This window comes from Streptomyces sp. NPDC003036 (genome assembly GCF_040611175.1).
In the GTDB taxonomy this organism is placed as follows: domain Bacteria; phylum Actinomycetota; class Actinomycetes; order Streptomycetales; family Streptomycetaceae; genus Streptomyces.
The window spans coordinates 21,022-45,458 of record NZ_JBEXNO010000007.1; the positions used below are offsets into that span (position 1 = coordinate 21,022).

A 24,437-nucleotide genomic window follows, 5' to 3' on the forward strand; every position below is an offset into this window, starting at 1 on the left:
ACGACGACGCCCGCCTGACAAGGAGCCATAGAGCATGGCGAAGATCAAGCCCAGCCAGGGCGCCCCGTACGCACGGATCATGGGCGTCGGCGGCTACCGCCCGACCCGGGTCGTGCCGAACGAGGTGATCCTCGAGACGATCGACTCGTCCGACGAGTGGATCCGCTCGCGCTCCGGCATCACCACCCGCCACTGGGCCTCCCCGGAGGAGACCGTGACGGCGATGTCGGTCGAGGCGGCCGGCAAGGCCATCGCGGACGCCGGGGTCACCCCGGAGCAGATCGGCGGCGTCATCGTCTCCACCGTCTCGCACTTCAAGCAGACCCCGGCCGTCGCCACCGAGATCGCCGACAAGATCGGCGCGGTGAAGCCGGCCGCGTTCGACATCTCGGCGGGCTGCGCCGGCTTCGGCTACGCCCTCACCCTCGCCAAGGGCATGGTGGTGGAGGGTTCGGCGGAGTACGTCCTCGTCATCGGCGTCGAGCGGCTCAGCGACCTGACCGACCTGGAGGACCGGGCGACGGCCTTCCTCTTCGGTGACGGCGCGGGCGCGGTCGTCGTCGGCCCCGCCAAGGAGCCCGCGATCGGCCCGACCGTGTGGGGCTCCGAGGGCGACAAGTCCGAGACCATCAAGCAGACCGTGCCGTGGACGGACTACCGCGACGGCTCCGTCGAGCGGTTCCCGGCCATCACGCAGGAGGGCCAGGCGGTGTTCCGCTGGGCCGTCTTCGAGATGGCGAAGGTCGCCCAGCAGGCGCTGGACGCCGCCGGCATCACGGCGGCCGACCTGGACGTCTTCATCCCGCACCAGGCCAACATGCGGATCATCGACTCGATGGTGAAGACCCTGAAGCTGCCGGAGCACGTCACGGTCGCCCGCGACGTGGAGACCACCGGCAACACCTCGGCCGCCTCGATTCCGCTCGCGATGGAGCGGCTTCTGGCGACCGGTCAGGCGAAGAGCGGCGACACCGCGCTCGTCATCGGCTTCGGGGCGGGTCTCGTGTACGCCGCGACGGTCGTTACCCTCCCCTAGGCACTGTTCGGAGCTTTCCCCGGAGACATCCGGGCGAACTCGGACGAACAGCCCACCCCCTCTGAGAAGCACCCTCTGAGAAACACCCTCAGAGGAACACAACGAAGGAGCGCCACATGGCCGCCACTCAGGACGAGATCGTCAAGGGTCTCGCCGAGATCGTCAACGAGATCGCCGGCATCCCGGTCGAGGACGTCCAGTTGGACAAGTCCTTCACCGACGACCTGGACGTCGACTCGCTGTCCATGGTCGAGGTCGTCGTCGCCGCCGAAGAGCGCTTCGACGTCAAGATCCCGGACGAGGACGTCAAGAACCTCAAGACGGTCGGCGATGCTGCCGACTACATCCTGAAGCACCAGGGCTGATCGGCTCGCCACCCGGCGGTGGCGCCGCATTCACGCATACCTCATACACGTGGAGAAAGAATTCCTGTGAGCCCGACCAATCGCACCGTGGTCGTCACCGGTATCGGCGCAACCACACCGCTGGGTGGCGACACCGCCTCGACCTGGGAAGGTCTGCTGGCGGGTCGCTCCGGCGTCAAGCCCCTGGAGGGCGACCGCTTCGCCGACATGCCCGTCCGTATCGCGGCCCCCGCGGCCGTCGACCCGGGCGAGGTCCTGCCCCGCCCGCTCGCCCGCAAGCTGGACCGCTCGGCGCAGTTCGCGCTGATCGCGGCCCGCGAGGCGTGGGCGGACGCCGGTTACACCGCACCCGCGGGCGAGGACGAGAAGGTCCGGCCCGAGCGGCTGGGCTCCGTCATCGCCTCCGGCATCGGCGGCGTGACCACCCTGCTCGACCAGTACGACGTGCTGAAGGAGAAGGGCGTACGCCGCGTCTCCCCGCACACCGTGCCGATGCTGATGCCCAACAGCCCCTCCGCCAACGTGGGCCTGGAGGTGAACGCCCAGGCCGGCGTCCACACCCCGGTCTCGGCGTGCGCGTCGGGTGCCGAGGCGATCGGTTACGCGGTCGAGATGATCCGCACCGGCCGCGCCGACGTGGTCGTCGCGGGCGGCACCGAGGCGGCGATCCACCCGCTGCCGGTCGCCGCGTTCGCCAACATGATGGCGATGTCCAAGAACAACGACGAGCCCGAGAAGGCGTCGCGCCCGTACGACACGGGCCGTGACGGCTTCGTCCTCGGTGAGGGCGCGGGTGTCGTCATCCTCGAGTCCGCCGAGCACGCCGCCGCGCGCGGCGCCCGGGTCTACTGCGAGGTGCTGGGCCAGGGCCTGTCGGCCGACAGCCACCACATCGCGCAGCCCGAGCCGACGGGCCGCGGCATCGCCGCCGCGCTGCAGAACCTCCTGGACGCGACGGACCTGAAGCCGTCCGAGGTCGTGCACCTGAACGCGCACGCGACCTCCACCCCGCAGGGTGACGTCGCCGAGATCAAGGCACTGCGCAAGGTCCTGGGCGACGACCTGGGCCACGTGGCGATCTCCGCCACCAAGTCGATGACCGGCCACCTGCTGGGCGGCGCGGGCGGCATCGAGACCGTCGCGACGGTCCTGGCGCTGCACCACCGCCTCGCCCCGCCGACGATCAACATCGACGAGCTGGACGAGGAGGTCGACGCCGACATCGTCCGCGACGAGCCCCGCGCGCTGCCGGAGGGCACGATCGCCGCGATCAACAACTCGTTCGGCTTCGGCGGCCACAACGTGGTGCTCGCCTTCCGCACGCTGTGACGGCTGGTCTGACGGCTGTCTGACGGCTGTCTGACGGTTTGTACGTACGTGACTGGGCCCGTCCCCCTTCGAGGGGGACGGGCCCAGTGCTGTCCGGGGTCCGGTGTCCAGGGTGCGGGGTCCGGGGGGTCAGACCACCTGGTGGAGCCAGCGGACGGGGGCGCCCTCGCCGGCGTAGCGGAAGGGTTCCAGCTCGTCGTCCCACGGTTTGCCGAGCAGCTTGGCGATCTCCGCCTCCAGCTGGGTCTCACCCTGGGCGGAACGGGCCAGGGCGGCGCGGAGGCGGTCCTCGGGGACCAGGATGTCGCCGTGGATGCCGGTGACGGCGTGGAAAATGCCCAGCTCAGGCGTGGCGCTGTACCGCTCGCCCTCCGCCGTCGGGCACGGCTCGGCGGTGACCTCGAAGCGGAGCATCTGCCAGCCGCGCAGTGCGGAGGCCAGCTTGGAGGCGGTGCCCGGTTCGCCCCGCCAGGAGAATTCGGCTCGCCACGTGCCCGGGGAGGCCGGCTGCCGGATCCAGTCCAGCTGGACCCGCCCGCCGAGCACACCCGCGACCGCCCATTCGACGTGCGGGCACAGCGCGCGCGGTGCGGAGTGTACGTACAGGACTCCACGTGTCGTCACCGGGACCTCCAGTGTGGGACGAGGTTCGCCTTTCCCAGCGGCCTCAGTAAACAGCATCGGGAGCGAAACTCCGCAAAAGGGACAGCATGTGACGTGATGTAATTTACCGGAGCCGGTCGGCAAAGGCGCCTCAGGTTCGACGGGGAAAAGCTACCGTGCGCCGGGCGGCTCGGCATGACGTACGGTCGGTCCCGGTGGCCGTCGACACCAAGCTTTCACTCGCCAGGACGCCACTCGCCGGGACGTCGACGAAAGGGCCGGGGGATGCCCGCCGTGAACAAGCGCTCCGCCGCCGCCCGCTGGGTGGCGGCGTTCCTCGTACTGGCCGTGGGCGCCCTCGCCGGGTGCGGCAGCGGGCCGGCGCCCGGCGGTACGGGAACGGCGACACGGCCGGGGACCGGGACTGGGACCGGGACGGGGGCGGCGACGTCGGGCCCCTCGCCCTCCCCCTCGCCGTCCGCCGGCACGTCCCTGTGGGGCCGCAGCCCGGCGTCCCTCGCCGCCGTGGGCGACTCCATCACGCGCGGCTTCGACGCCTGTGACCTCCTCGCCGACTGCCCCGAGGCCTCCTGGGCGACCGGTACCGACAAGCGGGTGAACAGCCTCGCCTCGCGGTTCGGCGTCGCCCACCGGTGGAACTTCGCCCGCTCCGGCGCCCGTGTGGCGGACCTGCCCGAGCAGATGGCCCGGGCGGCGGCGCAGCGGCCGGAGCTGGTGACGGTGATGGTGGGCGCCAACGACGCTTGCCGGGACACCACCGATCTGATGACCCCGGTCGCCGACTTCCGCGCCTCCTTCGAACAGGCGATGCGACGGCTGCGCGCGACCGCCCCCGAGGCGCGGGTGTACGTGTCGAGCGTGCCCGACCTCCAGCGCCTCTGGTCCACCGGGCGCGGCAACGCGATCGGCGCCCGCATCTGGGAGCTGGGCCTGTGCCGCTCGATGCTCGGCGACGCCCACGACCTGGGCGCCTCGGCCGAACAGCGGCGGGCCCGGGTGCACGCGCGGGTGGTGGCGTACAACACGGTCCTGCGGGACGTCTGCGCCGAGGACCCACGCTGCCGGTACGACGGCGGCGCGGTGTTCGCGTACCGCTTCTCCGCCGAGCAGCTGAGCCCGGACTGGTTCCACCCCAGCAAGGACGGGCAGCAGCGGCTCGCCGAGATCGCGTACCGCACGGTCACCGCGCCGGAGGCTCCCTCACAGGGTGAGTGAGGCGGTCAGGCGGCGGTCCGTGACGGAGCGGCCGGCCTCGATCGCGTACGCCCCCGGGACCATGGCCCATCGCCCCGCCTCCTCGTCCCAGATCTCGAAGGTGCGGCGCGGCAGCGGAATCTCGACGTCGACGGCCTCGCCGGGGGCCGCCTCGACGCTCGCGAAGGCGGCCAGCCTGCGCGCCGGGCGCTCGGCGGTGTCGGTCATGGGCGCCGCGTAGAGCTGGACGACCTCGCGGCCGGGGCGGGTGCCGGTGTTGCGGATCCGGACGGTGACGCGGGCGATGACGTGGCCGGGGGCGTGGTCGGGGGTGACGTCGAGGGACTCGTACTCCCAGGTGGTGTAGCCGAGGCCGTGCCCGAAGGGGTACGCGGGTGTGGCGCCGGACCGCTCCCAGGCGCGGTAGCCGATGAAGACGCCCTCGGTGTAGGGCAGGCGGCCGTCGGTCGGGGTGACCTCGGTGACGGGCGCGTCGGCGAGGCGGGCCGGCCAGGTGGTGGGCAGGCGGCCGCCCGGTTCCTCGGCTCCGAGCAGGACGTCGGCGAGTGCGGCGCCGCCCTCCTGGCCGGGGAACCAGGTGAGCAGGATCGCGGCGACGTCGTCGCGCCACTCCATCTCGACCGGGGAGCCGGCGTTGACGACCACGACGGTGTTCGGGTTGGCGGCGCCGACGGCCCGTACGAGGTCGTCCTGACGGCCCGGCAGCTTCAGGTCGCGGCGGTCGAAGCCCTCGGACTCGACGCGTTCGGTGGTGGCGACCACGACGATCGCGGTGTCGGCGGCGCGGGCGGCCCGGGCGGCCTCCGCGATCAGTTCGTCGGGGTCGCGGCGCGGGCCGAGGTGGACGAGGGAGAACATGACGCCCGGCAGCGGGGCCGCGTGCTCGCGGTCGAGCGGGTGGAGGAGGGACACCTCGACCGGGACGCCCTCGGTGAGGGTGACCCGGCCGCGTTCGGTGGGCGCGCCGAAGAACGCCTCGAAGGGGTCGGACTCGTCGCCCATCTCCTGGACGCCGTCGTAGAGCGTCTCGCCCGCGACGGTGAGGGTGAAGGCACCGAGGCCGCGCGTGCCGAAGGCGTGTTCGCCGCTCTCGCGGGGCGTGAAGGTGCCGGTGACCTCGACGCTGTGGAGGGTGTCGTAGCTGACGCCGTCGGGCAGGTCGTCGCCGATCCACTGCACCTGGCCGCTGGGCAGCGAGCCCTCGCCGATGACCCGGCCGTCGGTGTCCCGGCAGACGGCGCGCAGGGTGAAGCCGGTGCCGGCGGGGGCGAGCTCGTCGCTGGGGTCGGCGCCGATCGCGTACGTCAGGGTGCCGGGCGGGAGCGCGGCGGTGAGGCCGTCGAGCGGGGAGACGGTGTGCTCGGGGAAGACCTGGGCGGAGCCGCCGCCGAGGACGCGGGCGTCGCGGGCGGCGGCGCCGATGAGGGCGACGCTCCCGGGGCGCAGGGGCAGGGCGCCGCGTTCGTTGCGTACGAGTACGAAGGAGCGGCGGGCGATCTCGCGGGCGAGGGCGTCGCCGTCGGCGGCCTCCGGCAGACCCGACTCCGGAACAGCTGGTTCCGCGCCCTCCAGCGCGCCGACGCGCGCGGCCAGGCGCAGCACGCGGCGTACGGCGTGGTCGACGGTCTCCTCCGCCACCTCGCCGTCGCGGACGGCGGCGGCGAGCGCCTCGCCGTAGACGGTGTGAGGGCCGGGCATGGCGACATCGAGGCCGCCCTCGATGGCGCGCTTGGTGGAGCGGGCGGCCATCCAGTCGGAGACGATGAAGCCGTCGAAGCCCCACTCGCCGCGCAGGACGTCGTTCTGCAGGTGGCCGTGCTCGGTCATGGAGATGCCGTTGACCTGGTTGTAGGCGGCCATGATGCCCCAGGGGCGGGCGTTTTTGACGATCGCTTCGAAGGGGGCCAGGTAGAGCTCGCGCAGTGGGCGCGGCGCGATGACGTTGTCGACGGTGAAGCGGTCGGTCTCGGCGTCGTTGGCGACGAAGTGCTTGACGGTGGTGCCGACGCCGCCGTCCTGGACGCCGAGGACGTAGCCGGTGCCGATCTCGCCGGTGAGGTACGGGTCCTCGCTGTACGCCTCGAAGTGGCGCCCTCCGAGCGGCGAGCGGTGCAGGTTGACGGTGGGCGCGAGCAGGACGTGGACGCCCTTGCGCCGGGCCTCCTGGGCGAGGAGGCGGCCGGCGCGGCGGGCGAGGGCCGGGTCCCAGGTGGCGGCGAGGGCGGTGGGGGACGGGAGGGCGACGGACGGGTCGTCGGCGGTCCAGCGGACGCCGCGTACGCCGATGGGGCCGTCCGACATGACGAGGGAGGCCAGACCGACCTCGGGGAGGGCGGGGAGGGACCACATGTCCTGCCCCGCCAGCAGCCGGGTCTTGGCGTCCAGATCGAGCTTGCGGAGCGCGGCTTCCACCGCGTGTTCGCGAGCGTTCTCGCGGGCCGGTCGCTCGGCGGCTTGCGCGGGGGCGTCGTCTCTCGTCACCGTCGTACCTCCTCGTCGGCGTACTGCCGTGGGCGTGGCGTGTGCTGCCCATGGTGGGGCACCTACTTGTGGATCGGTAGGTTTCGTTACGGTTCCGTGATGCTACACGGCCCGGTACGGTCGGTGCCGCAGCGACACGACGAAGGGAAGGGCCACGGGCGATGGCAGCGGCGAGGGCCAGGAGTGAGGAGCGGCGGGCGGAAATCGTGCGCGCGGCCCTCAATGTGATCGCCGAGCGCGGCTACCGGGGCGCGACCCTCGGCGCCGTCGCCGAGCGGGTCGGCCTCACCCAGCAGGGGCTCCTGCACTACTTCCCCACCAAGGAGGCGCTGCTCGTCGCCGTCCTGGAGGAGCGCGACCAGTGGGACACGGGCGGCGCGGCCCGCGAGGGCTGGCGGCTCGACCTGCTGGACTCCCTCGTCGAGTACAACGCGATGCGGCCCGGCATCGTGCAGACCTTCTCTGCGCTGCTCGGCGAGAGCGTGACGGAGGATCACCCGGCGCGCGACTTCTTCACCCGGCGCTACGCCCAGGTGCGCGGGGAGATGGCGAGCGTGCTGCGGGCCGAGTACGGGGACCGCCTGCCCGGCGGGCTGACACCGGAACAGGCGGCTCCGCTGCTCACGGCGGTGATGGACGGGCTGCAGTACCAGTGGCTGCTGGACCCGGAGGCGGTGGACATGCCTGCCGCGTTCCGGGACTTCCTGAGGCTGTTGGGGGCGCGATAGCGTTCCGGGACCCGACGGAAGGATGGCGTCCCGTGTCCCCCGCGTCCCGTTTACGTACGGCCCTGTTGGCGCTGCTGCTCCTCGCCCTCACTCCCACACCCGCTCAGGCGACGGCTCCCGCTCAGGCGCCGGCACCGGCACCGGCACCGACAGCTGTTCCTCCCACCGTCGAGGAGGCGCGCCTGGACAGGGCCGTACCGCAGGAGATTCTGCGGCGGAGCGGATTCGACGCCGCGGCCCGGGACTTCGCCGCCGCGCTGGAGGATGCCCGTTCGTACGAGGCGGCCGAGCGGGCCGTCGTACGGCATGGGTCGCGGCTGTGGCGGCGCGCGGTGGACCGGGCCCAGGGGCGCGGGCCCGCCGGCGGCGACCTGAGCCGGGACGACGACCGGCCGCTGTACTGGGCGCGGTTGGGCATGACCCGTGAGCTGCGCTCCTGGCAGCCGGAGTTCGCGCTCCCGGACGCGCGGCGGGCCCGGCTGCTGGACCGGCTGGAGGTGTCCTCGCGCGGGCAAGACGCGATCCGCTTCCCGTCCGGCCCGCCCGGGAAGGGGGTCAAGCGCGTGCTCATGACGGGCTTCGACCCGTTCACGCTGGACCGCGACATCCGCATCAGCAACCCGTCGGGCGCGGCGGCCCTCGCCCTGGACGGCACGCTGATCCGCACGGCGGACGGCTCCTGGGCCCGCGTCGAGACGGCGGTCTTCCCCGTACGCTGGCGCGACTTCGCCGACGATACGGTCGAGCGTGCCCTGCGCCCGCACCTGCCGCGCGTGGACCTCTTCACGACGGTGAGCCAGGGGCGGGTCGGCCGCTTCGACATCGAACGCTTCAACGGGGCGTGGCGGGGCGGCTTCCCCGACAACGAGAACGCCTCGTCGACGGGGACCGTGCCGGTCGCCGACCCGGCCTCCCAGCCGCAGTGGACCGCGACGACGCTGCCGTACGCGGCCATCGTGGCGGCGGACACGGGCGGCTTCCCGGTGTACGACAACACCTCGGTGACCGAGGTTCCCGCCGGCGCGACGGACCCGGTGGTCCGCCCCGGCGGCCCGACGCCGGGCTCCGCGGCCCGCGCGGGCGGGGGCGGCGACTACCTCTCGAACGAGATCGCCTACCGCGCGACCCTGCTGCGCGACCGGCTGGGGCTGCCCGCCCTGCCGGGCGGCCACGTCCACACGCCGGTGCTGCGGTTCGGGGCGGGCAACACGGACGCGGTGACGGACCCGGAGTTCCTGCGCAACCGAGCGGACATCACCGCCCAGGTGCGGGCGATCATCACGGTGGCGGCGGGGGCGGCCGGGGCAGCGGACTGATTCCGGAGGCCGCCGCTCACGGTCGGGTCAGGGCGAGCTTGTGATGCCCAGGGCGACGCCGAGTCCCACCAGAGTGGCGCCGATGGTGCGGTTCAGGACCTTCTGCGCCCGCAGCATGGCGGTGCGCAGGCGGGTGTGGGAGAAGAACAGCGCGACCAGGCCGAACCAGGCCAGGTGGGCGAGCGACATGAACAGGCCGTAGCCCACCTGCCGCCACAGCGGCGTGTCCGGGCCGACGACCTGGGTGAAGGTCGACACGACGAACAGCGTGGTCTTCGGGTTCAGGACGTTCGTCAGGAAGCCGGTGCGCAGGGCGCCCCACCGGGACAGGGACGCCTTGTTCCCGAGGTCGACCTCCAGGTCGGCGCGGGCGAAGAAGGTGCGCAGACCGATGTAGACCAGATACGCCGCACCCACGAGTTTGATGACGGTGAACAGCGCGGTGTTGGCGGCGATCAGCAGCCCGACGCCCAGCATCGTGTACGTGACGTGGACGAGGACTCCCGCCGCGACTCCCGCCGCGGCTAAGAGGCCCGTCGTACGGCCGTACAGATAGCTGTTGCGGACGACCATGGCGAAGTCGGCGCCCGGGCTGATGACGGCGAGGACCGTGATGACGGCGACGGCGATCAGCTCGGCCATGGCGTCAGCCCTTGCGGAGGTACGGGTTCGGGTTCGCGTTCGGGTTCGGGGCCGCGTAGGGGTGTGTCGCATCCGGGTGCGCCTGACTCGGGTACGCCTGGTCCGGGTGCGCCTGGTCCGGGCCCCCCTCGCCCCTCAGGTCGCGGACCATCAGCGTCGCGCCCGCCACCGCGCCGGGCATCAGGAACACCGCGACGAAGGGGACCAGGAAGGCGAGCGCCAGCGGCACGCCGAAGCCGAGAGTGAGCATGCGGCGGCCACGCAGGAGGGCGAGGCGCTCCTTGAGTTCGACGCCGCGGCGCTGGAGCGCCACCGCCGTGAGCTCCTCGGCGAGGAAGTAGCCGGAGACGCAGAAGCCCAGCACGGGGACGACGGTCTGGCCGATGACCGGGACGAAGCCGAGGGCGAAGAGGACGATGCCGTAGAGCGCGACCCGCACCAGGATGCGCAGGCTGTCACGGGCGGAGATCCACAGCTCCCGCCCGAGCGGCAGGCCGGACTCCGGTACGTCGCCGCCCTCGGATCGGTCGACCTGCTCGGAGAGCGACTCGTAGAAGGGCTGGCCGACGAGGAGCGTCACGGCGGTGAAGGTGATGACGGCGAGGAACAGGCCGAAGGTGAAGACCAGCGCGGTCAGGAAGCCGCGCAGCAGGCCCTGCCAGGGCGAGGACCAGTCGTCCGCGAAGGGCGTCACCCACGCGGTCAGGTCGTCGGCGCCGTACACCAGACCGATCAGCGCCCCCGCGTACAGCACGAGGGTGACCAGGCCGGGCAGCAGCCCGAACCCGAACCACCGGCCGTGCCGACCGACCCAACGCTGGCCCTTCATCACGTAGCCGAAGCCCGCCCCGAGATCACGCATGGGGTCACCCTAGGGCGTCACCCGATCGGGGCGCGAGGCGGCCTCGTCATGGGTGGGCGCCTGGGCGTAGCGCGTGAAGGGCCGCACCCCTCGCGAGGGGTGCGGCCCTTGGCACGGTGCGAGCCGGGTGCGACTCGGACGCGATGCTGATGCGGTACTGAACGCGGCGCTGATGCGCTGCGTTACGCGGCGCCGATGCAGTGCTGGCGCGGATGCGGTGCGATCAGACCGCGAGCTCGACCGTGATGTTGCCGCGGGTCGCCTTGGAGTACGGGCAGACCTGGTGGGCCTTCTCGATGAGGTCCTTGGCGGTGGCCTCGCTCACGTTCGGGATGTTCGCCGAGATCTTGACGATGATCCCGAAGCCCTCGGCGTTCTTGCCGATGCCGACCTCGGCGGTGACCGTCGAACCGGAGATGTCGGCGCCCTCCTGGCGGGCGACCACGCCGAGCGCGCCCTGGAAGCAGGCGCTGTAACCGGCGGCGAACAGCTGCTCCGGGTTGGTGCCCTCACCGGAGCCGCCCATCTCCTTGGGCGGGTTGACGACCACGTCGAGCTTGCCGTCGTTGGTGGCGACGCGACCGTCACGGCCGTTCTCGGCGGTGGCGACAGCGGTGTACAGGACGTCGGACTGCGTGATGGACATGTAAGAGGTTTCCTCCTGTGTTGCGCCGCGACTCGCGCCCACGATCGCGACGGCCTGGGGGTGAGCCTAACGGGTGAGCGAAACGATCATCTTCCCGGTGTTCTCGCCGCGCAACATCCCGAGGAAGGCCTCGACGCCGTTCTCCATGCCCTCGACGACGGTCTCCTTGTACTTCAGCTCACCGGAGGCCAGCCAGCCGGCGACATCCTTGACGAACTGCGGCTGGAGCGCGGCGTGGTCGCTGACCAGCATCCCCTGGAGGCGCAGCCGCTTGCCGATGACCATGGCCATGTTGCGGGGGCCGGGGGCCGGCTCGGTGTCGTTGTAGCCGGCGATCATGCCGCAGATGGTGACGCGGCCGTGGACGTTGAGCCGGGAGATGGCGGCTTCGAGGTGCTCGCCGCCGACGTTGTCGAAGTAGACGTCGATGCCGTCGGGGGCGGCCGCCTTGAGCTGCTCGGCGACGGGGCCGTTCTTGTAGTTGAAGGCGGCGTCGAAGCCGTACTCCTCGGTGAGCAGCTTGACCTTGTCGTCGGAGCCCGCCGAGCCGATGACGCGCGAGGCGCCGCGGAGCTTGGCCAGCTGGCCGACCTGGCTGCCGACGGCGCCGGCCGCGCCGGAGACGAAGACCGCGTCGCCCTCCTTGAAGGAGGCGGTCTCGAAGAGGCCGGCGTACGCGGTGAGCCCGGTCATGCCGAGGACGCCGAGGTACGCGGAGAGCGGGGCGATGGAGCCGTCGACCTTGGTGGCGTGCTTCACGTCCAGCTCGGCGTACTCGCGCCAGCCGAGGCCGTGGAGGACGTGGTCGCCGACGGCGAAGCCCTCGGCGCGGGAGGCGATGACCTCACCGACCGCGCCGCCGTCCATGGGGCGGTCGAGCTGGAAGGGCGGGACGTACGACTTCACGTCGTTCATGCGGCCACGCATGTACGGGTCGACGGAGAAGTGCAGGTTGCGGACGAGGATGCGGCCCTCACCGGGCTCAGTGACCGGCGCCTCGCGCAGCGCGAAGTCCTCCGGCTTCGGCCAGCCGTGCGGGCGGGCGACGAGGTGCCATTCACGGCCGGACGCGGGAAGAGCGGACATGCTGCGGTGCCTCCTGAGACGTGCTTCAGCAATCCTTCAAATTGCTTCACTACCTGAAACAACCATGCGGCCGGATATTTCAGGTTGTCAAGTAAATGGGTATCCTGATGTCCATGGCCAGCAGCAGCACCGGCAGCCCGGACAGATCGCGTCCGGAGACGCCGCGCACGGACACACCGCGTACGGACGCATCGCGTACGGACAGACCGCGTACGGATCCGCTCACCCTCGAAGTGGTGGAACTCATCGGCACGATCGTCGCCCGCTACCACGAGGAGTACGAGCAGGCGGCGGCGCAGCACTCGCTGACCGGCGCGCAGGCGCGGGTCCTGAGGCTGCTGACGCTCCAGCCGCTTCCGATGCGCCGTATCGCGACGTCCCTGCGGTGCGAGCCGTCGAACGTCACCGGCATCGTGGACCGGCTGGAGTCACGCGGGCTGGTGGAGCGCCGCCCCGATCCGGCGGACCGCCGGGTGAAGGTCGCCGCCGCGACGGAGGAAGGCCGCGCGACGGCGCGCCGCCTGCGGGACGCGCTGGACTTCGCGAACGAGCCGCTGGCGGCCCTCTCGGAGGAGGAGCGCACGGCGCTGCGAGACCTGCTGCGGCGAATGCTGGGCGAACCGGGCTCGGAGCCGGCTCCGGACCCCGCGTAGGGGCGCGCGTAGGGGCGTCGCGTCTGCGGCCCCCTGCTCAGCGGTGTCCTAGACGCACCACCAGAGGAACCAGTCGCAGCTCTCCGTCGGCGTCGGGTCGGGAGCGGGCTGGGAGGGAGGCTGCTCCGGGGCCGGGTCCGAGGGTGGGTCGCCGTCACCCGGGCCCGGCTCCTCCGGGTTCGGGTCGGTCCCGGGGTCCGGCTGGCCCGGCGCCGGGTCCTCCGGTGCGGGAGCGCCGGGCTCGCCCGGCGCCGGGGACACCGTCGGGGCTCCGGGGGCTCCGGGGGCGGAAGCCCCGGGGCTCGGGGCTCCCGGAGAGGCGGAGGCGCCGGGCGAGCCGGACGCCTGGACCCCCTCGCCGTCGCCCTCGCCGGGCTCGTCGTCGCCGGAGGGCCCGTCGGAGACCGTGGAGGCCGACGCGCTGATCGGGCTGGGGCCGTCGGGGCGCTCGCTGTCGCCGGACGGCTCGTTCGGCGCCGGCTGCGCCGTCTCGGCCATGTCGTCCTGCCGTACGGCGGTGGCGGCGCCGTCTTCGCCGGGGTGCTCGATCGCCAGCTCGGCCAGGCTCAGCGCGCCGGCCGCCAGCACCAGCGCGCCGAGCCCGATCAGGACCTTGCGGCCGCGCCGCTTGCGCGCACGGCGGCCGGCCGAACGGCTCCGGCGGCGGTTGGCCTGGCCGGTGCTCGCACGGCGAGGGCCCGCGGGCGGCTCCTCGTCACGACTCAGCTCGATCACGAGGTCGTCCGCCGCGGACATGTGCGGGTCGTCGTGCCGGAGCTCCTCGGCGGGCGTCCCGCAGCCGGCACAGGCCAGAGCGCCGTTGAGGTGCCGCTGACACTGGTGGCAGAAATCCATGGCGCCCGCAGGGTATGCGGGGACACAACACCGGAGATAGCCGGGGTTGTGAGGATCCTGTAAGGAACCGGCCAACACTCGGCGCGTCCGCTCGATTCACCCTTTAGGGGCCAGAAGGGGGCAGGATGTCCGCATGGTGGACAAGGGACGCTTCGATTCCGCACCCTCCGCCGCCCCGTTCGGGCCGGTCCATTTCCAACTGGTGCTCCTGCGCCGGATGGCCGACTTCCAGCCGGGGCTCGTGGAGGAGGCCAGGCGCGAGCTCGGGGCCTCGGTCGCCGACATGCGGGAGGCGAACCGCCGCTGGCAGGCCATGGCGCGGGCGCCCCGTGGGCGGGGTGCCGTCTCCCGCTACCGCTCCCTGCTGGGCGAGCCCGAGTCGCGGACCCGGCGCAGGATCGGCGACCTCGAGTGCGAAGCCCTGCTGTGGCGCCTCCCGCTCTGGCCCGACCTGCGTTTCGAGGTGCTGACCGCGCCGGGAGCCCGGACCGTGTGGAACGAGTGGCTCGTACGCGCCCCCGGCGCACCCGGCCCGGAGCTGCGAACGGCCGCCGACCTGCGCCCCTGGAGCTGCACGGTCGACGAGGTGGCCCGCGCCTTCCCGCCGGCGCGCCCGCAGGAGGGCAGCGCCCCGACCAGGTGGCGGTTGGCGTTCACGCTGCCGGACGGGGAGGCGTGCGTGGCGGAGTTCACGTGGGGGCTGCTGCAGCGGCTCGTGTAGCCGGGCCCGTGCTGTCGTACGGCCCGTGGATGAGCCCGAGGATGAGTCTGGGAGCCGCACCGCCCCCGGTCCTGGGACACCACCGCCCGCCGTACGTACATCCCGGCATCCCGGGTTCTGTCACCCCGTCAGCTCCCCCAGCGCGCGCCACGCGCCCCGTGACCGGACGATGCGAAGACGTACCGCTCTCGGGAGGATCGTCACCGTGACCGTCAGTCTTGAGCAGTTGCGCCGCTGCCATGTCGCCGTCGATCTGGGAGCCGCCAGGACCCGGGTCTTCGTCAAGGGCGTCGGGCTCGTCGTCGACGAGCCGAGCGTCGCCGCCGTCAACACCCGCACCGGAGCGCTGATCGCCGTCGGCGAGTTCGCCGAGAAGATGACCGGCCGCACCCCCGACTACATCCGGGTCGTCCGCCCCGTCTCCGGCGGCACCGTCGTCGACATCGAGATGGCCCAGCGGATGCTGCGTCATCTGCTGGGTGAGAAACTCCGGCGCCAGCTGCGCCGCAAGCCGCTGCTGCGCGCCGCCGCCTGCACGCCGCACGACAGCGATCCGCTCGCGCAGCGCGCCACCGTCGAGACGCTCGTCGGCCTCGGCGCCCGGCGCGTCGAACTCGTCGACACGCTCATCGCGGCGGCCGTCGGCTGCGGCCTGCCGGTGGAACAACCCACCGCCACGATGATCCTGGTGTGCGGAGCGGCCACCACCCAGGTCGCGGTGCTCTCCCTCGGGGCGATCGTCACCGCCGAGCGCATCCCGGTCGGCGGGAACGCCATCGACCACGCGGTCATCCAGTACCTGCGCCACCAGCACGAGCTGATGCTGCCGAGCCAGTCCGTACGCCCCCTCCAGCTCGCCCTGCACGGCAACGGCCTCACCCCGGCGGGGCCGGCGTCGACCGAGATCCACGGGCGTGACGTGGCCACCGGCCTGGCGCGTTCGGTACTCGTCGACACCGCCGCCGTACGCCAGGCGCTGCACACTCCGCTGACGGCCGTACTCGACGGCATCGGCAAGGTGCTGCGCGACTGCCCGCCCGACCTGGTGGCCGACCTCGTCGACCGCGGCATCATGATGGTCGGCGGCAGCGCGCTGCTTCCGGGCCTGGACCAGATGCTGCGTGACGCGACCGGCATGCCGGTGCACATCGCGGAACGGCCCGACATCTGCGCCGTTCTGGGGCTCGGCGCGATGCTGGAGGGCCGCATCCAGCCACTCACGATGAACCCGCTCACCGAAGCGGAGTGACCGGGGGCCGGGGCCGGGACGCGAGCGGAGGCCGGGGCAGGGGCGGGGACGGGACCAGTAGCGGCACCGGAAGCGCGAGCGAGAGCGGGAGCGGGAGCAGGCTTCCGTCGCTGCTCCAGGCGGTGCTGAGCCTCGGCACCGACCTCGACCTGCGCACCACGCTCCAGCGGATCGTGGACTCCGCCGCCGGGCTGACCGGCGCGCGGTACGGCGCGCTCGGCGTCGTCGACCCGGAGCGGGGCCGGATCACCGAGCTCTACACGTACGGGATGCCGGAGGCCGAGCGGCAGCGCGTGGGCGGGCTGCCCGACGGACGGCGCGGGGTGCTCGGCGCGCTGATCCGGGAGGCGGAGCCACTGCGGCTGGACGACCTGACGGCCGATCCGCGCTCGTGCGGCATCCCGCCGGGCCATCCGCGGATGCGGTCCTTCCTGGGCGTACCGATCCGCGTCGACACCGAGGTGTTCGGCAACCTCTACCTCACCGAGAAGCGTGCGGGCACCTTCACCGAGGAGGACCTGGCCATGCTGCGGGTGCTGGCCGCGCAGGCCGGCATCGCGATCGGCAACGCGCGGCTGTACGAGACGGCACGGCAGCGCGAGCGCTGGATCGAGGGCGCCGCCGCCGTCACGACCTCGCTCCTGACGGGCGAGCCGGCGGGCGAACCGACGGAGGGCTCCACGGGCGACACCGCTCCGGGCGCCGCCGCGGACGCCCCCACGAGCGACGCCGCGGGCGATGCCCTGACGACGGTCGCCGAGCGGGCCCGTGTGCTCGCCGACGCCTCGGCGGGCGTCGTCCTCCAGCCGACCGAGGAGGGCGGCATGGAGATCGTCGCCGCGTCCACGCCGCACGACCCGGGCGACCTGATCGGTACGACGATCGCGCCCGGCTCGCCCGTACTGGAGCACCTGCTGGGCGGCGAACCGGTCTTCGTCGAGGACTCCGCGACCGACCCCCGCATGACGACCCACGTGCGCACACGCTTCGGACCCTCGATGATGCTCCCGCTGCAGAGCGGCGGGAAACTGATCGGCACCCTCGCGCTCCCGCGCCGCCGCGGCGGCCGCCCCTACACGGCGCTGGAGCGGCTGCTCGCCTCGCAGTTCGCGTCCCAGGCCGCCCTGGCGCTCGTGCTCGCGGACGCGCGGCGGAACCGGGAGCGGCTGGCGGTCTACGAGGACCGCGACCGCATCGCCCGCGACCTGCACGACCTGGTGGTCCAGCGGCTGTTCGCCACCGAGATGATGCTGGAATCGACGCGGCGGCGGGCGGAGCCGGGGTCGGCGGATGCGGAACTGCTGGACCGGGCCGTGGACGAACTGGACTCGACGATCCAGGAGGTCAGAACCGCCATCTTCGCTCTCCAGCAGCCCCCGGCCGAGGTGCCCCGCTCCTTTCGCGGCCGCGTGCTCCGCGAGACCGGCGGCGCGGCCGCGCTCCTCGGCTTCCAGCCCTCGGTCCACTTCACCGGCGCGGTGGACACGCTGGTGGGCGGCCCGGTGGCCGACGAGCTCCTGTCCGCCCTGCGCGCCGCGCTCGCCTCCGCCCACCGCCGCGCCGACGTGTCGTCCGTGGACGTCGAGGTGGACGCGACGGCCGTCCTCCCGGATGGCCGCCCGGGCGTCCGCCTGGTCGTCACGGACGACGGCACGGCGGACAACGGCAGCCGGGGTGCGACCCTTACCTGGCAGTCCCCTCGCTGACGGCTGCTAGGAGACCGGCACCTCCCTCAGCAGGCGCGAGCCCCAGGGGCACCACCAGCCGCCGGGCAGGAAGGCGCCTCCAGCCTCGTCGAGATGGTCCTCGACGTACTGGATGGACGAGTCACACACCTCGATGGCGACCTCGAAGAACTGGACGGAGCCGGGGTCGAGGTGGAAACTCCAACCGGGGTTGTACGGCACGGACCGCTTGATGACCCTGCCCATGACGTGGATCTTCTCCTTCTCCTTGCCGCTCAGGATGTCCCTGGCCTCCTGGATCTTCGCGGCGTCGGTGAGTTGGAAGACGAACCTCTCCCTCATGGGCGGGTAGTCGAATTCGAAGTACGCCGTCTCCGCCGCCGCGGCTCGCGACGGACCGGTCCCCGCGCCGGCCCCGTGGGCGGGCTGGGCCAGGGTGAGGGCCAGCATGAGGACCGAGACGAGCGCGGCCAGTTTGGCTGGGAAATGTCGCACGTATACCTCCGGTTGAATCGAGCGCGGAAGCGCACCGCAACATCATTATTACGCTGCGTAATCACCCTCCATGCCGGGAAGCCTTGCCCCTGGCGACAACTCGCCACGGCCGGGTCCGCCGAAAATGGCTCGCCTCCCCGCCGCCCACGCCGCCACAGTGACGCGATGACCGAGATGTGGACGCCCGCCCTCGCGGGCGCGGCCGCCGGCCTCGGGGTCGCCATGCCCCTGGGCGCCGTCGGCGTACTGCTCGTACAGCAGGGCATGCGCGATCGGCGCGGAGCCAGGGCCGCCGCGTCGGCCGTCGCCGTCGTCGACATGGTGTACGCGGCGGTGGCCACCGCGCTGGGGCCGCTCGTCGCCGCGGCGCTGTCCGGTGTCGAGGCATGGGTGCGGCTCGTCTCCGCGGCCGTGCTGCTGGGCATCGCCGCGCACGGCCTGCGGGCCTCGCGGCACGCCACGGAGCCCGCCGCATCGCCACAGCCGCCCCAGTCGCCCCACCCGCCCCAGACCGCGGGGCGGACGTTCCTGCGGTTCGCGGCGCTGACCTTCATCAACCCCACAACCGCCCTCTACTTCGCGGCGCTCACCACGGCGCAGGGCACCGCACTGAGCGGCCCGGCGGCCGGGACGGTGTTCGTGGCCGGGGTGTTCGTCGCGTCACTCGCCTGGCAGCAGTTGCTCGTGGCGGCGAGCGGCGCCGCCGGAGCCCGCGCCTCCGACACCGTACGGAAGTGGACCTTCCGCATCGGGTACGGCCTGGTGGCGGTGTACGCGGTGAAACTCGCCCTGCCGCTGCCCTGACCCCCACTTTCCCCGCCGCTCCGCCCGGGGAGAATGGTGGGGCCACCGACAGCGAGGAGACGACGAGTGACTTTCCTGTTCCCGGCCCTGGCCGCACGGCCGGACCGGCCCGCGCTGCGTTTCGGCGAGAGGCCCGCGCTCACGTACGGCGAACTGAGCGCCGCGGCAGGCGCGTTGGCCGCGCGACTCCAGCAGTCTCTGTCCCTCCACAAGCCGCTCGACCAGCCGGGCGCTCGGCAGCCGGGGCGGATCGCCGTGTGGGCCACGCCCACCCCCGAGACCGCTGTCGCGGTGGTCGCCGCGCTGCTCGCCGGCGTACCGGCCGTACCGCTCAACCCGAAGACCGGCGAGCGCGAGCTGACGCATATCGTCTCCGACAGCGCGCCCGCCCTGGTGCTGGCCGCACCGGGTGAGGAGTTGCCCGCGCCGCTCGCGGGCGTGGCGCGCCTCGACATCACCCTCGCCGCGGACGGGGACGGGGACGGGGCCGAGCCCGAGGTGGGGCTGACCGGTGAGCCGCAGGAGCCCGAAGCCCCCGCCCTCATCGTCTACACCTCCGGCACCACCGGCCCGCCCAAGGGCGCGGTCCTCCCCCGCCGCGCGATCGCGACGACGCTCGACGCGCTGGAGGAGGCCTGGGCGTGGACGGCCGACGACGTCCTCGTGCACGCCCTGCCCCTCTTCCACGTCCACGGGCTGATCCTCGGCATCCTCGGCCCCCTCCGGCGCGGCGGATCCGTACGCCACCTCGGCTCGTTCACCACGGACGGGGTCACGCGCGAGCTGGCGTCGGGCGGGACCATGCTGTTCGGCGTACCGACGATGTACCACCGCCTCGCCGAGGCCCTTCCCTCCGACCCGGAGCTGGCCAAGGCTCTGGCCGGCGCACGGCTGCTGGTCTCCGGCTCGGCGGCGCTGCCCGTCCACGACCACGAACGGATCGCTGCCGCGACGGGACGGCACGTCATCGAGCGGTACGGCATGACCGAGACCCTGATGAACACCAGTGTCCGCGTCGGCGGTGAGGCACGTCCCGGCTCCGTCGGCGCCCCCCTGCGCGGCGTGGAGCTGCGCCTGGTCGAGGAGGACGGCTCCGAGATCACCGCGTATGACGGGGAGACGGTCGGCGAGATCCAGGTGCGGGGCCCGAACCTGTTCACGGAATACCTCAACCGCCCGGACGCCACCGCCGCCGCCTTCGACGGCCCCTGGTTCCGGACCGGCGACATGGCGGTACGGGACGCGGACGGTTCGGTACGGCTCGTGGGGCGCAAGGCGACCGATCTGATCAAGAGCGGTGGCTACAAGATCGGCGCCGGGGAGATCGAGAACGCGCTCCTGGACCACCCCGGCGTACGCGAGGCCGCCGTCACCGGCGAGCCGGACCCGGACCTGGGCGAACGGATCGTGGCCTGGATCGTCCCCGCGGACCCCGGGGACCCGCCCACCGCCCAGGAGCTGGCCGACCACGTGGCGGCCCTGCTCGCTCCCCACAAGCGGCCCCGTACCGTCCACTACCTCGCCTCGCTGCCCCGCAACGACATGGGCAAGGTCATGAAGCGAGCACTCCATGTCTGAGAACGCCCGGTCCAAGAACTCGCGGTCCGGGAACTCGGGGTCCGAAAGCTCGGGGGCTGAGAACTCCCGCCTGCCGGCCCGCCGCGCCATAGCCCTCCTCACCGACGACTTCGCCGAGCACAAGCCCTCCGTCGAGCACGACCCTGCCGCCGGGCACACCGCCCACGCCCCGGACGACGGGCCGCTGTCCTGGCAGGGTTACGACGCTTCACGCGCGCGTGCAGCCGACCGTACGGGCGAGGAGGAGTCCATCCTCTACGGCACGGCGACCATCGGGGGCCGCCGCTGCGCGCTGCTCGCGTTCGAGTTCGGCTTCCTCGGCGGCTCCCTGGGCGAACGGGCCGGCGACCGCCTGGAGGATGCCTACCGCCTGGCGCGCGAGCAGCGCGTTCCGCTGGTCTCGCTCGTCGCGACGGGCGGCAGCCGTATGCAGGAGGGCATGATCGCGCTGACCCAGCTCCAGCGGGTGGCGCGTGCGACGGTGCTGCTCCGGGAGGCGGGCGTGCCGCACATCGCCGTGCTGCGGGACCCGGCGACCGGCGGCGGCTGGGCAACGGTCGGCGCGGGCGCCGATGTGATCCTGGCGCTGCCCGGTGCGCAGATCGGCTTCGCCGGCTCACGCGTACGGCCGGCGGACGCGGACCCGTCGGCGTACACGGCCGAGGGCCAGCTGGCTGCGGGTCATGTCGACGCCGTCGTACGGCCAGGGGAGCTCCGGGAGACGGTCACGCGCTGGCTGACCGCGCTGACGACGCCCGCGCCGGGGCCCGTGGTGCCGCCCTCCGCCCTGTCGGACGCGGCCTCTCTCCCCGCCAGCGGCTGGGACGCCGTGCTCCAGGCCCGCGATCCGGCCCGGCCGCGCGCCGAGGCGTACCTGGAGCGGTACTTCACGTACCGGCTGCCACTCGTGGGCGACCGCTGCGGCGGTGCGGACCCGGGGCTGCTGTCCGGCGTGGGGCTGCGGCCCGACGGGCAGGCGGTGGCGTACGTCGCGCAGTGCGGCACCGCGACCCGCCCGGTCGGTTACCGCACGGCCGCGCGGGTGATCCGCCTGGCGGACCGGCTGGGTCTGCCGGTGCTGACCCTCGTCGACACGCCGGGCGCCGCGAACGACGCCGAGGCGGAGCGTACGGGCGCGGGCGCGGCGATCGCGGACGCGTTCGCGGCGGTCGCCGGGGCGCGGGTGCCGGTGACGACGCTGCTGATCGGCGAGGGCGGCTCGGGCGGGGCGCTGGCCCTGGCGGCCTCGGGCAACACCTGGGCGACGCCCGACAGCTACTTCTCGGTGATCGCCCCGGAGCTGGCGGCCGCGATACTCAAGCGGCCGCCCGAGGAAGCACCGCACACGGCCGAACAGCTGCGACTGCGCCCGCAGGACCTCGTGGAGCTGGGCATCGTGCGCGGCATCGTGTGACGTAACGCCGCCGATGGTGGCCGATGATGGCCGGTGGTTGCCAGCCGATGGTCGCCGTTGGTTACGGGGTCTCCTCCAGGCACTCGCCCTTCGCCGGGTCCACCTCGGCGAGGTCGAGTGCGGCGGTCAGCTCGTTGAGGCGGGCACGCAGGGCACGGACCTCGTCCAGCGACATCCCGGTCGCGGCGGCGATCCGCCGCGGCACCCCAAGGGCGCGCTCACGGAGGGCCGTCCCGGCCTCCGTGGGCCGTACGGTCACGGACCGCTCGTCCTCGGGGCTGCGGCGGCGCTCGACGTAGCCGGCGCTCTCCAGGCGCTTGAGCAGGGGCGAAAGGGTGCCGGAGTCGAGGCGCAGATGCTCGCCGATGCGCTTCACGGGCAGTTCGCCGTGTTCCCAGAGCACGAGCATGACCAGGTACTGCGGGTAGGTGAGGCCGAGGTCCTTCAGCGCGGTGCGGTACACGCCGTTGAAGGCGCGTGTGGCGGCGTGGAGCGAGAAGCAGATCTGGTGGTCGAGGCGGAGGAAGTCCTCGTCGCGCGCGATGCCGGGCGTATCCATGGATCCATGTTACTCCGAGCACTATTCAGTTGTGCACAACTAAATAGTGCGCTACAAAGAAACCCGTCACCGCCCCACGCCTGAGAGGACGGGCCCCACCATGGACGCCCTGTACACCGCCGTCGCCACCGCCAACGGCCGCGAAGGCCGCACCGTCAGCTCCGACGGTCACATAGACCTGCCGCTCGCCCACCCCAAGCCGCTCGGCGGCAACGGACAGGGCACCAACCCGGAGCAGCTCTTCGCCGCCGGTTACGCGGCCTGCTTCGCCAGCGCGATGGGCGCGATCGGCCGCCAGGAGAAGATCGACGTCAAGGACGCTTCGGTCACCGCCGAGGTCAGCATCGGCAAGGACGACGACGGCGGCTTCGGCCTCGCCGTGGTCATGCGCGTCGAACTCCCGGACCACCTCCAGGGTGAGGCGGGCCGCGAGCTGCTGGAGAAGACCCACGCGTACTGCCCGTACTCCAAGGCGACGCGCGGCAACATTCCGGTGGAGCTCGTCATCGAGTGACCCGCACGGCGACGACCGGGGCGACGGGAGCGTCAGTAGCCCGGCCCGCCCCACCCCGTAACCGCCGTCTGCTCCAGCCGGCGCGAGCGGTAGCTCTCGCCGTCGAGGGTGAGGACGTCCGCGTGGTGGACGAGGCGGTCGACCGTCGCCGAGGCGATGCCGCTGTCGCCGAAGACCTCGTCCCAGCGGCCGAAGGGCCGGTCGCTGGTGACGATCAGCGAGGCGCGCTCGTAGCGGTGCGACACCAGCCGGAAGAAGAGGTGGGCGACGTCGTCGTCGAAGGGCACGTACCCGACCTCGTCCACGATCAGCAGCGGGTACGCGTCGAGCTCGGCGAGCAGCTTCCCGAGGCGCCCGGCGGCCTTGGCCTCCCGGAGCCGGTCGGCCCAGTCGGCGGCGGTGGCGAACAGCACCCGGTGGCCCGCCTGGCAGGCCCGTACGCCCAGCGCGATGGCGAGGTGCGTCTTGCCGGTGCCGGGCGGGCCGAGGAGCACGACGTTGTCCCGGCGGGTGACGAAGTCGGCCTTGCCTAGTTGGGCGAGAGTCTGCGGGTCGGGCGCCCGGAGGTGTCCGTCGTCGAACATCTCCAGTGTCTTGCGCGCCGGAAAGCCGGCGGCCTGGATCCGCTCCTCCGCCTCGGAACGCTCCTGCTCGCCCACAGCCCCGCGCTCGCCTCGGCTTCCGTGGCCGTGCCGCGCCGTGTCGGCCCGGGCGACTCCCTCACTCGCGTCACTGCCGTCCGCCTTCCGTCCGTCCCGCTGGCGCGGCAGGACGACGTAGTGCGGTGACTCCTTCGGTCCATGGCCCTTGGCCTCGTGCGCGGCCATGGGCCCGGACATGTAGGCGAGGATGGCCGCCGAGACGATGAAAGCCATGTGGATGACCGTGCCCCACAACAGGTCGTGTCGGGGCGTGTGGTGCACGTCGACGAACATCTGGAGCAGGTGCACCGACGAAATTCCGACGATCGCCGTTGCCAGCTTCACCTTCAGCACATTGGAATTGACGTGCGAGAGCCACTCCGGCTGATCGCGGTGTCCCTGCAGCCCGATACGGGAGACGAACGTCTCGTACCCGCCCACGATCACCATGATCAGCAGATTGGCGATCATCACGACATCGACGAGCTTGAGTACGGCGAGCATGACGTAGGTCTCGTCCGCCTGGCCACTGATGACATGGTCGACGAGGTGCCAGAGCTCGTTGAAGAACTTGTAGACGTACACGCCCTGTGCGGCCACGAGGCCGAAATACAGCGGGGCTTGGAGCCAACGGGTGGCGAACAGGGCCAGGCCGACGGTCGTGATGGTCGACGGGGACGAGGATGTGCGGGACAACGAGACCTCCAGCGACGGGGGGTTCCGCCATTCTGGTGCGCCGCCGCCGAAAATCTTAATTCGAGCCACCCTTTGGGATTAATAGAATTCCAGTAGCACAACCCTCGTGAGGGTTCATCACACATATCGACAAATACCGCCGACGAACATCCGGACATGTCGATATGCCGACTCACGTCCCTGCGGCCTCGACCCCGTACACCCGCCTCCCTCCACGCCCCCTCCACCCCGCACGGCCGGGAA

Annotated in this window: 24 protein-coding genes; 14 read left to right on the forward strand and 10 right to left on the reverse strand. The window is 72.4% G+C overall.

The window, feature by feature from the left end:
* Positions 1-34: 34 nt before the first annotated feature.
* From ABZX67_RS07135 to fabF, 3 genes are all read left to right on the forward strand, one after another.
* Positions 35-1,036, forward strand: a complete 1,002-nt coding sequence (locus ABZX67_RS07135; protein WP_355355729.1) for a ketoacyl-ACP synthase III — start codon at positions 35-37, stop codon at positions 1,034-1,036.
* 116 nt (positions 1,037-1,152) lie between these two features.
* Complete coding sequence (locus ABZX67_RS07140; RefSeq protein WP_355355731.1) at positions 1,153-1,401, forward strand: acyl carrier protein; 249 nt, start codon at positions 1,153-1,155, stop codon at positions 1,399-1,401.
* A 66-nt stretch (positions 1,402-1,467) separates the two neighbouring features.
* Positions 1,468-2,730: a beta-ketoacyl-ACP synthase II gene (gene fabF, locus ABZX67_RS07145; RefSeq protein ID WP_355355733.1), complete on the forward strand. Its 1,263-nt coding sequence runs from the start codon at positions 1,468-1,470 to the stop codon at positions 2,728-2,730.
* 129 nt (positions 2,731-2,859) lie between these two features.
* On the opposite strand, the gene ABZX67_RS07150 is transcribed toward fabF, so the two are convergent.
* A complete protein-coding gene (locus ABZX67_RS07150; protein ID WP_355355736.1) occupies positions 2,860-3,354 on the reverse strand; it encodes a DUF3145 domain-containing protein in 495 nt (164 codons plus the stop codon).
* 264 nt (positions 3,355-3,618) lie between these two features.
* Here ABZX67_RS07150 and ABZX67_RS07155 point away from each other — a divergent pair, with 264 nt between their 5' ends.
* Complete coding sequence (locus tag ABZX67_RS07155; RefSeq protein WP_355355738.1) at positions 3,619-4,569, forward strand: SGNH/GDSL hydrolase family protein; 951 nt, start codon at positions 3,619-3,621, stop codon at positions 4,567-4,569.
* On the opposite strand, the gene ABZX67_RS07160 is transcribed toward ABZX67_RS07155, so the two are convergent.
* Positions 4,555-7,050: a glycoside hydrolase family 3 C-terminal domain-containing protein gene (locus tag ABZX67_RS07160; RefSeq protein WP_355355740.1), complete on the reverse strand. Its 2,496-nt coding sequence runs from the start codon at positions 7,048-7,050 to the stop codon at positions 4,555-4,557. The genes ABZX67_RS07155 and ABZX67_RS07160 overlap by 15 nt on opposite strands.
* A gap of 161 nt (positions 7,051-7,211) precedes the next feature.
* Here ABZX67_RS07160 and ABZX67_RS07165 point away from each other — a divergent pair, with 161 nt between their 5' ends.
* Entirely contained in the window at positions 7,212-7,778 is a 567-nt protein-coding gene (locus tag ABZX67_RS07165; RefSeq protein ID WP_355355742.1) for a TetR/AcrR family transcriptional regulator, read from the forward strand.
* A 32-nt stretch (positions 7,779-7,810) separates the two neighbouring features.
* Positions 7,811-9,094, forward strand: coding sequence for a pyroglutamyl peptidase (locus ABZX67_RS07170; RefSeq protein WP_355355744.1), 1,284 nt, complete (start codon positions 7,811-7,813; stop codon positions 9,092-9,094).
* 27 nt (positions 9,095-9,121) lie between these two features.
* Here ABZX67_RS07170 and ABZX67_RS07175 read toward each other — a convergent pair whose 3' ends face one another.
* From ABZX67_RS07175 to ABZX67_RS07190, 4 genes are all read right to left on the reverse strand, one after another.
* Positions 9,122-9,736, reverse strand: coding sequence for a LysE family transporter (locus ABZX67_RS07175; protein WP_355355746.1), 615 nt, complete (start codon positions 9,734-9,736; stop codon positions 9,122-9,124).
* A 4-nt stretch (positions 9,737-9,740) separates the two neighbouring features.
* Positions 9,741-10,598: an EI24 domain-containing protein gene (locus ABZX67_RS07180; protein WP_355355748.1), complete on the reverse strand. Its 858-nt coding sequence runs from the start codon at positions 10,596-10,598 to the stop codon at positions 9,741-9,743.
* A gap of 223 nt (positions 10,599-10,821) precedes the next feature.
* Complete coding sequence (locus ABZX67_RS07185) at positions 10,822-11,244, reverse strand: organic hydroperoxide resistance protein (protein WP_355355750.1); 423 nt, start codon at positions 11,242-11,244, stop codon at positions 10,822-10,824.
* Positions 11,245-11,310: 66 nt separating this feature from the next.
* On the reverse strand, positions 11,311-12,330 hold the full coding sequence (locus tag ABZX67_RS07190) for an NADP-dependent oxidoreductase (protein WP_355355752.1): 1,020 nt from the start codon (positions 12,328-12,330) through the stop codon (positions 11,311-11,313).
* 113 nt (positions 12,331-12,443) lie between these two features.
* Here ABZX67_RS07190 and ABZX67_RS07195 point away from each other — a divergent pair, with 113 nt between their 5' ends.
* Positions 12,444-12,983 carry a MarR family transcriptional regulator gene (locus ABZX67_RS07195; protein WP_355355754.1) on the forward strand — a complete coding sequence of 180 codons (540 nt, stop codon included), beginning with the start codon at positions 12,444-12,446 and terminating at the stop codon, positions 12,981-12,983.
* A 48-nt stretch (positions 12,984-13,031) separates the two neighbouring features.
* Here ABZX67_RS07195 and ABZX67_RS07200 read toward each other — a convergent pair whose 3' ends face one another.
* Complete coding sequence (locus tag ABZX67_RS07200) at positions 13,032-13,838, reverse strand: hypothetical protein (protein WP_355355757.1); 807 nt, start codon at positions 13,836-13,838, stop codon at positions 13,032-13,034.
* Positions 13,839-13,971: 133 nt separating this feature from the next.
* Between ABZX67_RS07200 and ABZX67_RS07205 the strand changes: the two genes are divergently transcribed.
* The 3 genes from ABZX67_RS07205 to ABZX67_RS07215 all read left to right on the forward strand — a co-directional run bounded on the left by ABZX67_RS07205 (position 13,972) and on the right by ABZX67_RS07215 (position 17,514).
* Entirely contained in the window at positions 13,972-14,559 is a 588-nt protein-coding gene (locus tag ABZX67_RS07205) for a hypothetical protein (protein ID WP_355355759.1), read from the forward strand.
* Between the two features lie 205 nt (positions 14,560-14,764).
* Entirely contained in the window at positions 14,765-15,808 is a 1,044-nt protein-coding gene (locus ABZX67_RS07210; protein WP_355355761.1) for a rod shape-determining protein, read from the forward strand.
* A 110-nt stretch (positions 15,809-15,918) separates the two neighbouring features.
* Positions 15,919-17,514 (forward strand): GAF domain-containing protein, encoded by a 1,596-nt coding sequence (locus tag ABZX67_RS07215; protein WP_355356001.1) that lies wholly within the window; start codon positions 15,919-15,921, stop codon positions 17,512-17,514.
* A gap of 6 nt (positions 17,515-17,520) precedes the next feature.
* Here ABZX67_RS07215 and ABZX67_RS07220 read toward each other — a convergent pair whose 3' ends face one another.
* A complete protein-coding gene (locus ABZX67_RS07220; RefSeq protein ID WP_355355763.1) occupies positions 17,521-17,988 on the reverse strand; it encodes a calmodulin-binding protein in 468 nt (155 codons plus the stop codon).
* Between the two features lie 165 nt (positions 17,989-18,153).
* Here ABZX67_RS07220 and ABZX67_RS07225 point away from each other — a divergent pair, with 165 nt between their 5' ends.
* The 3 genes from ABZX67_RS07225 to ABZX67_RS07235 all read left to right on the forward strand — a co-directional run bounded on the left by ABZX67_RS07225 (position 18,154) and on the right by ABZX67_RS07235 (position 21,784).
* Positions 18,154-18,792: a LysE family transporter gene (locus ABZX67_RS07225; RefSeq protein ID WP_355355765.1), complete on the forward strand. Its 639-nt coding sequence runs from the start codon at positions 18,154-18,156 to the stop codon at positions 18,790-18,792.
* 66 nt (positions 18,793-18,858) lie between these two features.
* Positions 18,859-20,370 (forward strand): acyl-CoA synthetase, encoded by a 1,512-nt coding sequence (locus ABZX67_RS07230; RefSeq protein WP_355355767.1) that lies wholly within the window; start codon positions 18,859-18,861, stop codon positions 20,368-20,370.
* A 70-nt stretch (positions 20,371-20,440) separates the two neighbouring features.
* Positions 20,441-21,784 carry a carboxyl transferase domain-containing protein gene (locus tag ABZX67_RS07235; protein WP_355356003.1) on the forward strand — a complete coding sequence of 448 codons (1,344 nt, stop codon included), beginning with the start codon at positions 20,441-20,443 and terminating at the stop codon, positions 21,782-21,784.
* 61 nt (positions 21,785-21,845) lie between these two features.
* Here the strand turns inward: ABZX67_RS07235 and ABZX67_RS07240 are convergent, their stop codons facing one another.
* Positions 21,846-22,343: a MarR family transcriptional regulator gene (locus ABZX67_RS07240; protein ID WP_355355769.1), complete on the reverse strand. Its 498-nt coding sequence runs from the start codon at positions 22,341-22,343 to the stop codon at positions 21,846-21,848.
* Positions 22,344-22,443: 100 nt separating this feature from the next.
* Between ABZX67_RS07240 and ABZX67_RS07245 the strand changes: the two genes are divergently transcribed.
* Complete coding sequence (locus ABZX67_RS07245; RefSeq protein WP_355355771.1) at positions 22,444-22,857, forward strand: organic hydroperoxide resistance protein; 414 nt, start codon at positions 22,444-22,446, stop codon at positions 22,855-22,857.
* 32 nt (positions 22,858-22,889) lie between these two features.
* Here the strand turns inward: ABZX67_RS07245 and istB are convergent, their stop codons facing one another.
* Positions 22,890-24,194: an IS21-like element helper ATPase IstB gene (istB, locus tag ABZX67_RS07250; protein WP_355355773.1), complete on the reverse strand. Its 1,305-nt coding sequence runs from the start codon at positions 24,192-24,194 to the stop codon at positions 22,890-22,892.
* Between the last annotated feature and the right edge of the window lie 243 nt (positions 24,195-24,437).